The organism is Lentisalinibacter orientalis, from assembly GCF_040706535.1.
In the GTDB taxonomy this organism is placed as follows: Bacteria; Pseudomonadota; Gammaproteobacteria; order Steroidobacterales; family Woeseiaceae; genus Lentisalinibacter; species Lentisalinibacter orientalis.
Genome location: NZ_JAPDRJ010000002.1, coordinates 204,390 through 216,776 on the forward strand (window position 1 = coordinate 204,390; position 12,387 = coordinate 216,776).

Sequence of the window (12,387 nt, forward strand, 5' to 3'; positions counted from 1 at the left end):
ATATGCGTCCGGATTATCGTTGCGCCCCATGCGAAGACTCACTCTGCGAATCGGCCTGATGACGGCCTGCCTCTGCCTCGCTGCCGTGCCTGGCCGCGCCGGCGTGCTCGAACTGCGGCAGGCGCTGGAGGGTTCCGGCGCGGCGCCGCTGCTCGGCGAGAGCGAGCCCCTGCGCTTCTTCCTGCGGCTGGTGGCCGACTGCGGCGAGGACGAGGAACTGGCGTCGCTGTCCGTGTCCATCGCCGACACCCGGCTCACCCCGGACCCCGGCGGCCTGGACGACGACGGCAGTACGGAGGTCACTCTGGCCGTCTCGCCGCGTCAGCTGCAGGGCATCAACCGGCGCCTGCTGTGCTCGGACACCGTGGCCGCGGAAGGTTCCCTGAAGCTGCTGCGGGGCGCGTTCAGCGCCACGGCATCGGCACGCTGCAGCCACCCGGAGCGCGGTTCCCGCCTGCTCTACGCGAGCACCGACGTGGACGTCTCCTACTGGTGCCCGGGCGCGGATCAGCCGCCGGAGGATGCCGCCGGCAGGTGATCGGCGAGGAAGTCCAGGGTCAGCGCCCAGGCATCCTCGGCCGCTTCCCGATCGAAATTGTTACCCGTGGGATTGGCGAAAGCGTGCCCGACGTCCGGGTATATCTTCAGGGTCAGGTCCTTCTCCAGTTCCTCCATCGTCGCGCGGAAGGCCTGCACGGACTCCAGCCGGATGCCGGTGTCGTCCTCGGCGAACAGGCCCAGCAGCGGCACCTCCAGCGGCGCGAGCTCCTCTTCGTCCAGGATGACCTGGCCGTAATAGATCACCGCCGCATCCAGCCGCTCCGGGAACAGCAGCGCCGTGCGCAGTGACCAGTGGCCGCCGAGGCACCAGCCGATGGACGCCACGCCGGGAGCGCCCACCTCCTGCAGGAACGCATGGGCCTGGCGCAGGTTCTCCTCCGCCGCCTCCTGGTTCTCGAGCAGCTCCATCATGAGCGTGCGGGCATCGGACGGCGTCTCGGCCGTCCGGCCGCCATACAGGTCGACGGCGAGCACCATGTAGCCCGCCGCGGCGAGGCGATCCGCCATGGCGCGGATGTTGTCGTTCAGACCCCACCACTCGTGGATCATGATGACCGCGGGCAGCGGCTCCACCATGTCGCCGGGGGCGGCGAAGTAGCCGCGTACCAGACTGCCGTCGACGTCGGCGTAGGGCAGCTCCTCGCTCACCACGCCGCCGGGCGCCGCGCCCGCGGCACCGCTCGGCACCGCCTCGTCGCCGGCATGCTCCCGGGACATGGCGTCGACATTCTCGCGGCTCATCGAGGCGGCCGGTTTCTCGCCGGACGCTGGCGGGACTCCCCCCTCGCCACCATTGCCGCCTCCGCCCCCGCCGCCGTCACCGCCGCAGGCGGCGGTCATCAGGGCGAGTGCTGCAACAACGAACCAGGAGACGGACGGAAACCGGCGGGCTGAAATAATCATGGCCGAAGTGTAAACAAAAACGCGCGGTCGCGGCTCCTTCCCGGCAATTCCCGGTAGTGGCCGGCAATGGCCGGGCATTGCCGGCCATTGCCGGCCGCGCGCCTCGTCGGGGCCTGCTGAACCTGCTTGTTGCCGCTCGGGGGACCGAATGACACACTAGCGCCACCGCCGACCGCCCGGGAAAAGAAGAACGTGGGGTATCTGCACGAAGCGCTCGTCTATCTGATCACGGCCGTCATCGCGGTGCCGGTGGCGAAGCGACTCGGTTTCGGGTCGGTGCTCGGCTACCTGCTGGGCGGGCTGGCGATCGGCCCGTGGGCCCTCGGCCTGATCTCCGAGGTCGACCATATCCTGCACTTCTCCGAACTCGGAGTCGTGTTCCTCCTGTTCGTCATCGGCCTCGAACTCCAGCCCTCGCGCCTCTGGGTATTGCGCCGCATGGTCTTCGGGCTGGGTGCGGCGCAAGTGCTGGTGACGGGGGTCGTGATCGGCGGACTGGCCTGGGCGGCCGGCATGCCCGCGGAGGCGGCCGTGGTCGCCGGCGGCGGCCTCGCCCTCTCCTCGACGGCGTTCGTGCTGCAGCTGCTGGCCGAGAAGCAGCAGTTGACGAGCCGCTTCGGCCGCTCGGCGTTCTCCATCCTGCTGTTCCAGGACCTCGCAGTGATCCCGATCCTGGCCGCGGTCCCGCTGCTGGCCACCACCGCGCCCGATGGCGGCACCGGGGCGGGCCGCTGGCTGCTCGGCATCGCCGCACTGCTGGCATTGGTGTTCGGCGGCCGCTACCTGCTGCGCCCGGTGCTGCGCTGGGTGGCCGGCACGGGCATCGAGGAGCTGTTCACGGCCGTGGCGCTTTTGGTGGTGATCGGCTCCGCCACCCTGATGGAGGTGGCCGACCTGTCCATGGGGCTGGGCGCATTCGTCGCCGGAATGCTGCTGGCCGACTCCGAGTATCGTCACCAGCTCGAGGCCGACATCGAGCCCTTCAAGGGGCTGCTGCTCGGGCTGTTCTTCATCGCGGTCGGCATGTCGGTGAATCTCGGGCTGATCGCATCGCGCCCGGCCGACGTCTTCGGCATCGTCATCGCCCTCCTGCTGGTCAAGGCGACGGTCATCTACGCGCTCGCCCGCCTGTTCGGCCTGGGCAATAACGAGTCCCGTTCGCTGTCGCTGGTGCTGCCACAGGGCGGCGAGTTCGCGTTCGTCATCTTCACGGCCGCCGTAGCGGCCGGTGTGCTCGACCGCGCAACCTCCGAACTGCTGATCGTGGCCGTCATCCTGTCCATGGCGGTGACGCCGCTGCTCTACATCGCCAACGAGGCGTGGGGCCGACGCACGAAACCCGCGGTGCCGGAACCCGAGTACGACCGGATGCCGGCCCAGCACAACGACATCCTCATCGCCGGTTTCGGCCGCGTGGGACAGATCGTCGGCCGCATCCTGCGCTCCCGCGCCATCCCGTTCACCGCGCTGGAGAACAGCCCCGAGCGGCTGGACGCGGTGAGGCGTTTCGGCAACGTCGTCCACTTCGGGGATGCGTCGCGGCCGGATCTGCTGAAAGCGGCCGGGATCGAGCATGCCCGCTTTTTCGTGCTGGCGTTCGGCGACGTGGACAAGTCCGTGAAGCTCGCCCGCTACGTACGCCAGCACTATCCGAAAGTAACGATCCTGGCGCGCGCCAGGAACCGCCTGCATGCGTACGCGCTCATGGACCTCGGCGTGCAGGTAATCATCCGAGAGACGCTGCATTCCAGCCTGGTGATGAGCGAGCACCTGCTGCGCGACTACGGTATCGACGAGAACGAGGCGGCGCGCATCGTCGAGATGTTCGCCGAACACGACGAGGCCACGCTCCGCCGACAGCAGGCCGTGGCGCACGACATGGACCAGCTGGTGCAGACCACCCGGGAGGCCGCCCGGGAACTCGAGTCCCTGATCCGCGCCGACCGGCGTAAAGACTGACCGGCCACCGAAAAACAATCAGTCTCGAGCCGTGCGTTCCAGATCGCGCCGGGTCTGCACCAGCAACGGCCGCAGCGGGTGGCCGGCCGGGGTCACCGCCAGCGCGCGCTCGACGTACCGCAGCGCCTCCGCCGGCCTGCCGGCACGGCCGAGTGCCTCCGCCAGGTTGTTCAGGGCGACCGGGTCGTCGGGATCGCCGTCGAGCAGAGCCCGGTAATGGTATGCCGCCTCCTCCGCTTCGCCCACCGCCAGGGCGATGTTGCCGAGGCCGAGCCGGGCGAGGCGATTGCCGGGCCAGCGCCCGAGCGCGGCCCTGTAGCCGGCCCGCGCCAGCGCGAGGCCGCCCGTCGCCTCTACGGCGGCCAGGGCGCGCAGATAGCCTTCCGGGTCGTCGCCGGCGGGCAGCTCGCCGGGGCCCAGCATGACCAGCCCCCAGTTATCGCTGCGCGACCAGGTGCGAAGGAACACGCCGCGGCCGGTCACCCGGCGCCGCTCCGTGCCCGAACGAAGCACGTAGGCATCGCGTGCGGGATCCATGCCCACGACGACGGCATAGTGCCAGCGCGGAATGGCGCTGACGCCGAGGTTCTGCAGCACGAGCACGGGCCGTCCCGCCGCGAGTTCGGCGGCCAGGGCCTCCTGGGACGGAGGCAGCCGGTAGGGCACGCGGCCGCGGCGTCGGGCGGCCGCGATCAGCTCCGCCTGCAGGGAACCCTGCCTGCCGGGCAGAAAGACCTCGTCCACCAGCGCCTCCGGCGCCACTGTCACGCCGGACGCGGAGAGCACGGTGGCCAGTGCGGCGGGACCGCACTGGTAGCGCTCCTGGGGGAAGAACGGCGCGCCCTCGAGTTCGAGCGGCGCCGACGTCATGTCGGCCACCGGCACGCCGGGTGCGGCACACCCCCCGAGCGCCAGGACGCCCACGCAGACTGCAAGGCGTTGCAGCCGGCGCATCGGCGCCCGGCGCCTGGATTGCCTCAGAGCGTCTGCCTCAGATGCGGCTGAAGACGTTCGTGACGCCCACGAGCTCCAGAATCAGCAGCACCACGAAAACGATACCGATGACGGCAAGGAGGTCGCCGCCGGCCGCCGCGTCGGCGATGCGTCCGTCGAGTTCCGCCAGTTCCGCATCGGACAGGGCGGCGGCCCGCTCCGTGGCCAGGGCCGGATCGACGCCGAATCGCTCCAGTTCGGCAGCCACGTCCTGCCGGGCCAGGAACGAGGACACGCGATCGAGACGTTCCATACGCTCCGCGACCACGGCGGCCTGCTCGGTGGAGATCACCCCGGCCGAGGCACTGACGGCGAAACCGGACGACAGCAGGGCGGCGGCGACGATACCGGTGACGAGGCGACAGAAAACGGAACTGGTCATATTCTCTCTCCTGTGAGGGCGGACAAGCGCGGCCGCCCTTGGTTGCAGACGGCCCAAGGATAACACCGGAACGGTCCGGCTCAGTCCCGCTCCTCGTCCTCTTCGTCGTCCCAGGTGCGCAGCTTGTCCTTGTCCGCGGCCTGCCACTGCGCCTCGCTGCGCCGCATCAGCTGGCGGATGTACATCACCAGGTAGATCGCGCCGGCGACCAGGAAGACAAGGACGAGAATCAGTTCGGTACTCATGGGGTTCATGCTAGCACCCGCGGAACCCTCGTATGGACCGTGCGTCCTGTGCCGGCCGTCCGCGACGGGGTAAGATCGGGGCTCGAGGCAAGCGACGACCGGACCGCATCATGACCCTGCTCCGCGACACCTACCACGGACCGGAGGGCGGCTTCCGCCCCCGCCAGCGCCGCTTCGAGCTGAAGGAGGCCCTGGCGCGGGACTGGCACGGTGGCAGCGCCTTCCGCACGGCCTGGTTCAACGCCATGTCCATGCTCTTCCCGCTCGGCGAGAAGTTCTTCATCGACAGCGTCCGGGCTTACTCGGACCGCGTCGAGGGGGACGATCTGCGTGCCGAGGTGCTGGCCTTCCAGGGCCAGGAATCCATCCACCGCCGGGAGCACCAGCGCTACAACGAGGCGCTGTGCGCCGCGCGCGGCTATGACCTGGAGGAGTTCGAGGGCCCGGTCCGGCGGCGCATCGCCTGGGCGAAGGGCCACTTCAACGAGCGGCGCCTGCTTGCCGGCACGGTGGCCAACGAGCACCTGACCGCCATCATGGCCCACGACCTCCTCTCCCACGACGACGTGCTGGCCGGTGCCGATCCGGAGATCGCCGAACTCTGGCGCTGGCACGCGGTGGAGGAGACGGAGCACAAGGCCGTCGCCTTCGACGTCCACGAACTAGTGGGCGGCACGGTGAAGGAACGCCGGCACGCGCTGGTGATGTCCAGCTTCTTCTTCCTGAAGGACACCTTCCGCAACGCGCGCATCATGCTGAAGCGCGACGGCCAGCTATGGCGCTGGCGCACCTGGTGGGACGGCTTCCAGTTCCTGTTCGGCCGGCCCGGCACGCTCCGGCGCATCGTGCCGGCCTGGTTTTCGTTCCTGCGCAGCGGCTTCCATCCCTGGCAGCACGACAACAGCGAGCTGGTGGCGCGCTACGAGCCGGCCCACAAGGGCTGAGGCTCCGACTCGCGAGGGCCGATGCCCTCAGGCGACGCCGAACTCGATCATGCTGTCGGCCATGTCCTTCACCATGGTCGGGAGCGAGCGCGGCTGCCAGCCCAGGACCCGCTTCGCGCGTTCGTTCGAGATGTCCATGCGCAGGCCGATCTCGGGGACCACCAGCCGCGTCGTCTTGTCGAACAGCGCGGCGAGACGCAGCACGAAGCCGGGCAGTCTCCGGGTGGGGATGCGGTAGCCGCGCTCGCGCAGGTGTTCGTCCAGTATGTCCGCGATCTCGCCGAACCAGGCGTGCTCGATGGCCAGGATGAAGCGCTGGCCGGCGGCCTCCGGCACGTCCATGGCGCTGAGATGCGCGTCCGCGACGTCACGCACGTCCACCGGCGCGTAACCGATGGGCGGGCAGCCGGGGAGATCACGACGCATGAGCTTGCGTACGGCCTCGCCGCTGGTGCCGTAGTCCTCGTCCAGGATGGGGCCGAGCACCAGACCCGGATTCAGCGCGACCAGTTCGAGCGTGCTGTCATCCGGCAGGGATTCCATGAACCCCCACGCGGCGCGCTCGGCCAGCGTCTTGGACTTCTCGTAGGCGCCGGCGGTCTTCTCCGGGATGCTCCAGCTGGATTCGTCGTAGACCTTGCTGCCGTCGCGCTCGTGGCCGTAGAGCACGGCGGCCACCGACGAGGTCATCACCACGCGTCGGACGCCCAGCTCGGCGGAGAAGCCGAGCACGCGCAGCACGCCTTCGCGCGCCGGTACGATGAGATCGTCCTCGTGTTTCGGCGGCGTGCGCGGCAGCGGCGAGGCCACGTGCAGGACCGCGTCGCAGCCCTCGATGGCCTCGCGCCAGCCCTCGTCGTCCGTCAGGTTCGCCGTGAAGAAAGACAGCCGGTCGTCCGCGTCGACGTGCTTCGCGAAGGTGGCGCGCAGCGACGTCTCCCGGGACGGCGAGCGCAGCGTGCCGCGCACCCGGAATCCCTTCTGCAGCAGCTGCAGGATGCAGTGCATGGCGATGAAACCGGACGCGCCGGTCACAAGTATGGTTCTGTGGCTGTTCTCGGCGCTCATGACTCTCTCCCTGTGTTCGGCGGACGGACTACGGGCCGACCTTGATCTCGTCTATCAGCGTCCTGCGCACGCAGACCCCCTCCTCCAGCCAGTGCCAGGTGCGCGATCGGCGGTCGTCGTACTCGTTGATCACGATCATCTCGAACAGCTCCATGCCCGGGTTCTCGTGCCGGGTCCAGGTGAGCAGCACGATGTCCGGCGCGCCCTGCCAGGCGACGCCGGTGAGGATGTCGTTGTCGAAGTGAACCCTGCCGTCCCGGTAAGTGCCCGGCAATTCCGCGTACTTGGAGCGCCCGTCCGGCCATACCCAGCGGTTCTTCTGCACGTAGTCCCAGGGGCCGTCCTTCGGGAAGCGCACCTCGACGGTGGAGTGATGGCGTTCGACGATCCTGCCCCGCGCGTCCAGGTGACGATACTCCCCGTCCCAGAAACCCTGGTGCCGCAGGAAGCCGGGCAGATTCTTGGCGATCGTCATGGCGGTGCTTCTCCGGGTACGGATACGGCTACCATACTGCACTCGTACGCTCGCGGGCAGACCCCGGCGGCACGCAGGGCCGTGGCGCACGGCGGTTTGACCGCCTGCAGGCTGCCGGGCATGCTCCCGCGATGCCGCCGGTCCCCCCACTGATCGAGATCCGCGACGCCGTCGTCTGGCGAGGCGACACACGGGTCTTCGACGGCCTGGATCTCGTCATCGACGGCGGGCAGCACACGGCGATCCTCGGACCGAACGGGGCCGGCAAGACCACGCTCCTGAAACTTATCAGCCGCGAGCTGTACCCGGAGGCGCGGGACGAGCCCGCGGTGCGCGTGCTGGGCCAGGGCCTGCAGGTGGTGAGCGACCTGCGCAAGCGGCTGGGACTCGTCTCCCACGATCTGCAGCACGAGTACATGGACCGCGTACCGCTCGCGACCGCCGTCCTGTCCGGCTTCGCCGGCAGCCAGGCACTCGCGGGCGTCCCTTTCGAGCCGGGTCCGGAGCACCTCGAGCGCGCCCGGGAGGTGATCGCCGAACTGGGTCTCGCGGGGCTGGAGGAGCGGCCTTTCCGCTCGCTCTCCACGGGCCAGCAGCGGCGCTGCCTGCTGGCCCGCGCGCTGGTTCATCGTCCGGAGGCGCTGATCCTGGACGAGCCCACGGCCGGCCTGGATCCCGCGGCGGCGTTCTCCTTCCTCGCCCGGATCCGGGCACTGATCCGGGCGGGCACGACCATCGCACTGGTCACCCATCACGTGAACGAGATCCCGCCCGAAATCGACCGGGTGATACTGCTGCAGGCCGGCCGCGTGGTGGCGGCAGGGCCGAAACGGGAGCTGCTCACCGCGGCACGGCTCAGCGAGCTTTACGGCACCGCCGTCCGGCTCGTCGAATCAGAGGGTTTCTTCGTCGCGCTTCCCGGCTAGCACCGTGCTGCACTCGCCGCGCATGCCGGCGATCCACTCGCGGATCAGTGCCACCCCCTCCTCGTGCACGAGCGCGCGGCCGAGTTCGGGCATGGCGGCGGCCGGGTCGCCGGTCTCCATGCGGTAGACGAGTATCGAGGCATCCGGATCGCCGGGCACGATGGAGTAGCGCCGGTTGCCCGAGCCGCGCCCGGCCGCGATGGGCGGCTTGCAGCGGCCGAGCCGTCGGGGGTCGGCGGTATCGACGTCCAGGAAAAGGCCGGAGGTGTCCGCCGCGCCGCGGGGGTTGTGGCAGTGGCCGCAGTTGACGTCCAGGTAGGCCCTCGCACGGGCCGGGACGTCGGCGCCTTCGGTGCCGTCCCAGCGGGCGAGGCGGGGTGCCTCCGCCGCCGGGGGCGCGCCGGCGAGATAGCCGGCCGCCGTCCAGGCGGCGAGCTGATCGCCGCCCGGGGCCGACGCGCTATCCGCGTCGACGGAGTTGAGGTGCCGGGTCTTCGGCCCGAGGGGCCGGAGTTCCTTACTCGTATGGTCGGGGCGATGACAGCCGCCGCACTGGTTGGCATCGGGCACGACATAGGTGAACGGCCGTTCGCGCCCGTCGGCGGCCACGAGACGCAGCGCCAGCATGTCGCCCACCGGCCGCAGCGTCGCCTCCGTCTGCGTCTCGTTCCACACGTAGGGGTAGGCCTCCCAGCCGTCGGCCTGTTTCACGAGCAGCCGGGTCTCGATCAGGCGCACTTCCTCGAGCCGCAGCGCGGCGCCGTCGAAAAGTCGCTCCCGGGCCTCTGCGTAGACTGCGCCCGGCCCCGCGACCGGATAGTAGAAGGTCTTGGTGAGTACCGTGCCCACCGGAAAGTCCCAGTCGCCGGTCTCCCGGTAGCGGGCCGCACGGCCTTGCGGCATCCATACCGTGCGCAGCTTCTGCGCGTAATCGGAGAACAGCGGCGTGTTCAGGGTGTAGGGCAGCACCCGTTCGTTCGTTACCAGCCGGCCGCCGTCGGCCAGCACGAGTCCCCATTCGCTCAGCCGCTCGGGCGGCGTCTCGTGGAAGGCGGGCGCCTGCCGTTCGCTGCAGCCGGCGGTCAGGGCCAGCACGGCCATTGTCATTGCCGCAGCCCGCGCCATTGCGACGACCCTGCCGGCGGCCGCCGGGGCGGGTGCGCGGCCCGGGCTCATGCCTCGCCGTCGGCCAGCGCCAGCTCCACGGCCGGCAGCTTTTCGTGGCTGCAGCGGTGGCCCGTCATGTCCGTGGTCACGTCTTCGCTGCCGTTGCCCATGTCGGCGTTCAGCACCACGGCCGGCTCGTTGTCCACGCAGATCGCATACGGCGGCTTCAGCGCGCCGGTCTCGTCGGTCTTCTCCGGGTTGGCGTAGCCGTCCCAGAGGATGTCCGGCAGCGAGCCGCCGAGCCCGAACATGGCCACCTTCAGGGTTTTCAGCGCGAGGGTGTCGGGCGAGTCGCCGCCGCCGGAGAAACGATTGCCGTAGATGTAGATGGTCTCCGGATAGGGGTCGTAATCCTCGGCGACCTCCATCATGCCCTCGAAGCCGGAGGAGAAATAACTGGAGACGATCACGTTGGCCGTCTCGTTGTCCGCGATGTCGTTGTCGAATATCTCCACCCGGTCGTTGGCGTTGATCAGCACCCCGGTGCCGGCCGGGACGCCGGACACCGCCGTGCCCTCGGCCGCGAAGTTGCCGGTATTGTTGGCGATCACGCGGTTGCGGTAGACCCGCGTCGAATGGCCGGGCTGGGGCAGGTCCGGCATGTTGAACACCAGGATGCCGCCGGTGTTGTTGGTGGCGAGATTGCCGTAGACGTCGGCGCCGATGGTGTTCTCGATCTCGATGCCCGCCACGTTGAACTCGGCGCGGTTGTTGCGCACCACCACGTTGCGGGACTGGCCGACGTAGATGCCCGCGTCCGACGCGCCGATGGCCACGCAGTCCTCCAGCAGCAGGTTCTCCACCTGCACGGGATAGAGGCCGTAGGCGCCGTTGTCCGTGTCGGGCCCCCCGGTCCATTCGGCCCGCACTCGCCGGATGACGATATTCCGGCCCTCGTTGACCTTCAGCGCGTCGCCCGCCGTGTCCTCGATGCCGACGTCTTCGATGAGGAAGTCGCTCGCATTCACCAGCAGCCCCTCCGCGCCCTGGATCTGCCCGGCGAAGGAGAGCACCGAGCGGTCCATGCCGGCGCCGCGGATGGTGACCCCGTCCGTGTTCAGCGTGAGGCTGCGGGTGATGCGATGGACCCCGGGCGGGATCTCGATGACGTCGCCGGGCCGGGCGGCGATGAGTTCCTGCAGCAGCCGGTCCTGATACGCCGTATCCGGCGGCTCGCCGGTCTCGCCGGACACGCCGCCATCGGGCGGCTGGCCGCAACCCGCCGCGACCGCGGCGACACCGATGACGATCCACAGATGACGTGTACTCATGCTCCCCCTCCCGTTCCGCGGCCGACGCTGTGCGGACCGCCGTATTGTAGCGAACCCGGGCGGCCCGTATTCAAAGACGGGCCGGCAGGCAGGCCGGCGGATCGGCCGGATTGTGACCTGCACCCGGGCAATCCGGCCGCGTTTCCGGTGCAATCGGGCGTGGAGCGGCCTGTGCCGTCGCCTCCGGCCACGGTGAGGGCGCTGCCGCATCCGGCGTGCTTGACATAATATGCGGAGGCCCACGGGGCCGCGGAGATCCAGGTGACGGACTACTCGCCGGTACTCGACAACCCCTACGCCCGGCAGCTGGCGTCCGGGTTCCGGTGGCTGCGCTTCGACCGCCGGCTCGAGGAGGAGTACCAGCGGCACCACCTGTCGATGACGCTCCTGCAGACCCGTGCCGGCCTGGGGCTGGGGCTGGTGCTGCTGTTCGCGCTGATGGCCGTGGACCATTATTTCATGCCGCCGGAATATGCCCGGATCTCGAACCTTGTCCGGCTCTTCGTGATCATCCCGGCGGTAACCGGCGTCCTGCTGCTCTCCTACTGGCAGCCCGCCCAGCGCATCATCAAGCTGTTCACCATGATCGCGGCGATCGTGGCCGGCCTGGGTTCGCTCTCCATCGGCGCGCTGGCGGCCGACCTCGGCACGCCCTATTACTTCTCGGGCTTCATGACCATCACGGTCTACATCTATTTCTTCCTCGGCCTCGGCTTCTACTACGCCACGGCCACGGCGCTCACGCTGCTCTTCACCTTCGTCGGCCTCAGCCTGGCGCTGCAGGGCGTCACGGTGGACCTGATGTACAACGGCCTGTACATCCTGTTCACGAACTTCATCGGCATCTTCGGCGCCTACTCGCTGGAGCGCGGCCGGCGCCGGAGCTTCCTGGAGGCGAACCTGATGGAGCGCGTCGCCGGGCAGGACAAGCTCACCGGACTGAGCAACCGGCGCGCCTTCGACGAACGCTTCCGCTCCGCGTGGCAGAAGGCGTCGGCCGACGAGGCGCGGCTGGCTCTGCTGCTGATCGACGTCGATCACTTCAAGGAATACAACGACCAGTACGGTCATCAGGCCGGCGACCGAGCGCTCATCACGGTGGCGAAAATGGTGCGCGCCGCCGTGCGCCGCCCCACCGACATGGCGGCCCGCTACGGCGGCGAGGAGTTCGTGGTGCTGCTCACCGGCACCACGGAGCAGTACGCCGCGAAACTGGCCGAGCACATCCGCGTGAGCATCCTTCAGCTCGGCATCCCGCACCGGGTGGATGGGCGGCCGACCAGGCTCAGCGTCAGCGTGGGCGTCGCCACCACCCAGCCCGCCGCCGACCGCCGCAGCTCGGAGGGGCTCATCCAGATGGCCGACGAGGCGCTCTACGCCGCGAAGGCGGGCGGGCGCAACCAGGTGCAGATCGCGGCACCGGACCCCGACATGCAGACCGGTACCTTCCGCATGGGCGCCGCCTGACGGCCGGTCGGACGACGCACCCGAAA

13 protein-coding genes are annotated in these 12,387 nt (G+C 69.4%); 5 read left to right on the top strand and 8 right to left on the bottom strand.

The genetic code is table 11. The features are described from left to right. Positions 1-28 precede the first annotated feature (28 nt). Positions 29-538, top strand: coding sequence for a hypothetical protein (locus ACJMK0_RS10865; protein ID WP_405238296.1), 510 nt, complete (start codon positions 29-31; stop codon positions 536-538). Here the strand turns inward: ACJMK0_RS10865 and ACJMK0_RS10870 are convergent. Then, a complete protein-coding gene (locus ACJMK0_RS10870) occupies positions 508-1,302 on the bottom strand; it encodes a dienelactone hydrolase family protein (RefSeq protein WP_405238298.1) in 795 nt (264 codons plus the stop codon). The two genes, ACJMK0_RS10865 and ACJMK0_RS10870, sit on opposite strands and share 31 nt — an antisense overlap. Before the next feature lie 354 nt (positions 1,303-1,656). On the opposite strand from ACJMK0_RS10870, the gene ACJMK0_RS10875 reads away from it, so the two are divergent. Continuing rightward, entirely contained in the window at positions 1,657-3,423 is a 1,767-nt protein-coding gene (locus ACJMK0_RS10875; RefSeq protein ID WP_405238300.1) for a monovalent cation:proton antiporter-2 (CPA2) family protein, read from the top strand. Positions 3,424-3,441: 18 nt separating this feature from the next. On the opposite strand, the gene ACJMK0_RS10880 is transcribed toward ACJMK0_RS10875, so the two are convergent. From ACJMK0_RS10880 to ACJMK0_RS10890, 3 genes are all read right to left on the bottom strand, one after another. After that, complete coding sequence (locus ACJMK0_RS10880; protein ID WP_405238302.1) at positions 3,442-4,377, bottom strand: PA2778 family cysteine peptidase; 936 nt, start codon at positions 4,375-4,377, stop codon at positions 3,442-3,444. A gap of 37 nt (positions 4,378-4,414) precedes the next feature. After that, positions 4,415-4,798 carry a PA2779 family protein gene (locus ACJMK0_RS10885; RefSeq protein WP_405238304.1) on the bottom strand — a complete coding sequence of 128 codons (384 nt, stop codon included), beginning with the start codon at positions 4,796-4,798 and terminating at the stop codon, positions 4,415-4,417. An 80-nt stretch (positions 4,799-4,878) separates the two neighbouring features. Beyond that, positions 4,879-5,043, bottom strand: coding sequence for a hypothetical protein (locus ACJMK0_RS10890; RefSeq protein WP_405238306.1), 165 nt, complete (start codon positions 5,041-5,043; stop codon positions 4,879-4,881). Positions 5,044-5,153: 110 nt separating this feature from the next. Between ACJMK0_RS10890 and ACJMK0_RS10895 the strand changes: the two genes are divergently transcribed. After that, a complete protein-coding gene (locus tag ACJMK0_RS10895) occupies positions 5,154-5,987 on the top strand; it encodes a metal-dependent hydrolase (protein WP_405238308.1) in 834 nt (277 codons plus the stop codon). 27 nt (positions 5,988-6,014) lie between these two features. On the opposite strand, the gene ACJMK0_RS10900 is transcribed toward ACJMK0_RS10895, so the two are convergent. Both ACJMK0_RS10900 and ACJMK0_RS10905 read right to left on the bottom strand, forming a co-directional pair. Beyond that, on the bottom strand, positions 6,015-7,055 hold the full coding sequence (locus ACJMK0_RS10900) for an SDR family oxidoreductase (RefSeq protein ID WP_405238309.1): 1,041 nt from the start codon (positions 7,053-7,055) through the stop codon (positions 6,015-6,017). A 28-nt stretch (positions 7,056-7,083) separates the two neighbouring features. After that, positions 7,084-7,530 (bottom strand): hypothetical protein, encoded by a 447-nt coding sequence (locus ACJMK0_RS10905; RefSeq protein ID WP_405238311.1) that lies wholly within the window; start codon positions 7,528-7,530, stop codon positions 7,084-7,086. A gap of 131 nt (positions 7,531-7,661) precedes the next feature. Between ACJMK0_RS10905 and ACJMK0_RS10910 the strand changes: the two genes are divergently transcribed. Then, on the top strand, positions 7,662-8,456 hold the full coding sequence (locus ACJMK0_RS10910; RefSeq protein ID WP_405238313.1) for an ABC transporter ATP-binding protein: 795 nt from the start codon (positions 7,662-7,664) through the stop codon (positions 8,454-8,456). Here the strand turns inward: ACJMK0_RS10910 and ACJMK0_RS10915 are convergent. Together ACJMK0_RS10915 and ACJMK0_RS10920 are read right to left on the bottom strand one after the other, a co-directional pair. Further along, the gene (locus tag ACJMK0_RS10915; RefSeq protein ID WP_405238315.1) at positions 8,424-9,563 is read right to left on the bottom strand and encodes an SO2930 family diheme c-type cytochrome; all 1,140 of its coding nucleotides are present in this window, start codon (positions 9,561-9,563) and stop codon (positions 8,424-8,426) included. The two genes, ACJMK0_RS10910 and ACJMK0_RS10915, sit on opposite strands and share 33 nt — an antisense overlap. A gap of 65 nt (positions 9,564-9,628) precedes the next feature. Then, positions 9,629-10,894 (bottom strand): parallel beta-helix domain-containing protein, encoded by a 1,266-nt coding sequence (locus ACJMK0_RS10920; RefSeq protein WP_405238317.1) that lies wholly within the window; start codon positions 10,892-10,894, stop codon positions 9,629-9,631. Positions 10,895-11,155: 261 nt separating this feature from the next. Between ACJMK0_RS10920 and ACJMK0_RS10925 the strand changes: the two genes are divergently transcribed. Then, positions 11,156-12,361, top strand: coding sequence for a GGDEF domain-containing protein (locus tag ACJMK0_RS10925; protein ID WP_405238319.1), 1,206 nt, complete (start codon positions 11,156-11,158; stop codon positions 12,359-12,361). Positions 12,362-12,387: the final 26 nt, after the last annotated feature.

Excerpts from the sequence above, each read along its gene's own strand:
- ACJMK0_RS10895 (WP_405238308.1), top strand. The coding sequence starts at position 5,154 with ATGACCCTGCTCCGCGACACCTACCACGGACCGGAGGGCGGCTTCCGC.
- ACJMK0_RS10885 (WP_405238304.1), bottom strand. The coding sequence starts at position 4,798 with ATGACCAGTTCCGTTTTCTGTCGCCTCGTCACCGGTATCGTCGCCGCC.
- ACJMK0_RS10905 (WP_405238311.1), bottom strand. The coding sequence starts at position 7,530 with ATGACGATCGCCAAGAATCTGCCCGGCTTCCTGCGGCACCAGGGTTTC.
- ACJMK0_RS10920 (WP_405238317.1), bottom strand. The coding sequence starts at position 10,894 with ATGAGTACACGTCATCTGTGGATCGTCATCGGTGTCGCCGCGGTCGCG.
- ACJMK0_RS10880 (WP_405238302.1), bottom strand. The coding sequence starts at position 4,377 with ATGCGCCGGCTGCAACGCCTTGCAGTCTGCGTGGGCGTCCTGGCGCTC.
- ACJMK0_RS10915 (WP_405238315.1), bottom strand. The coding sequence starts at position 9,563 with ATGACAATGGCCGTGCTGGCCCTGACCGCCGGCTGCAGCGAACGGCAG.
- ACJMK0_RS10865 (WP_405238296.1), top strand. The coding sequence starts at position 29 with ATGCGAAGACTCACTCTGCGAATCGGCCTGATGACGGCCTGCCTCTGC.
- ACJMK0_RS10870 (WP_405238298.1), bottom strand. The coding sequence starts at position 1,302 with ATGAGCCGCGAGAATGTCGACGCCATGTCCCGGGAGCATGCCGGCGAC.
- ACJMK0_RS10890 (WP_405238306.1), bottom strand. The coding sequence starts at position 5,043 with ATGAGTACCGAACTGATTCTCGTCCTTGTCTTCCTGGTCGCCGGCGCG.
- ACJMK0_RS10910 (WP_405238313.1), top strand. The coding sequence starts at position 7,662 with ATGCCGCCGGTCCCCCCACTGATCGAGATCCGCGACGCCGTCGTCTGG.
- ACJMK0_RS10900 (WP_405238309.1), bottom strand. The coding sequence starts at position 7,055 with ATGAGCGCCGAGAACAGCCACAGAACCATACTTGTGACCGGCGCGTCC.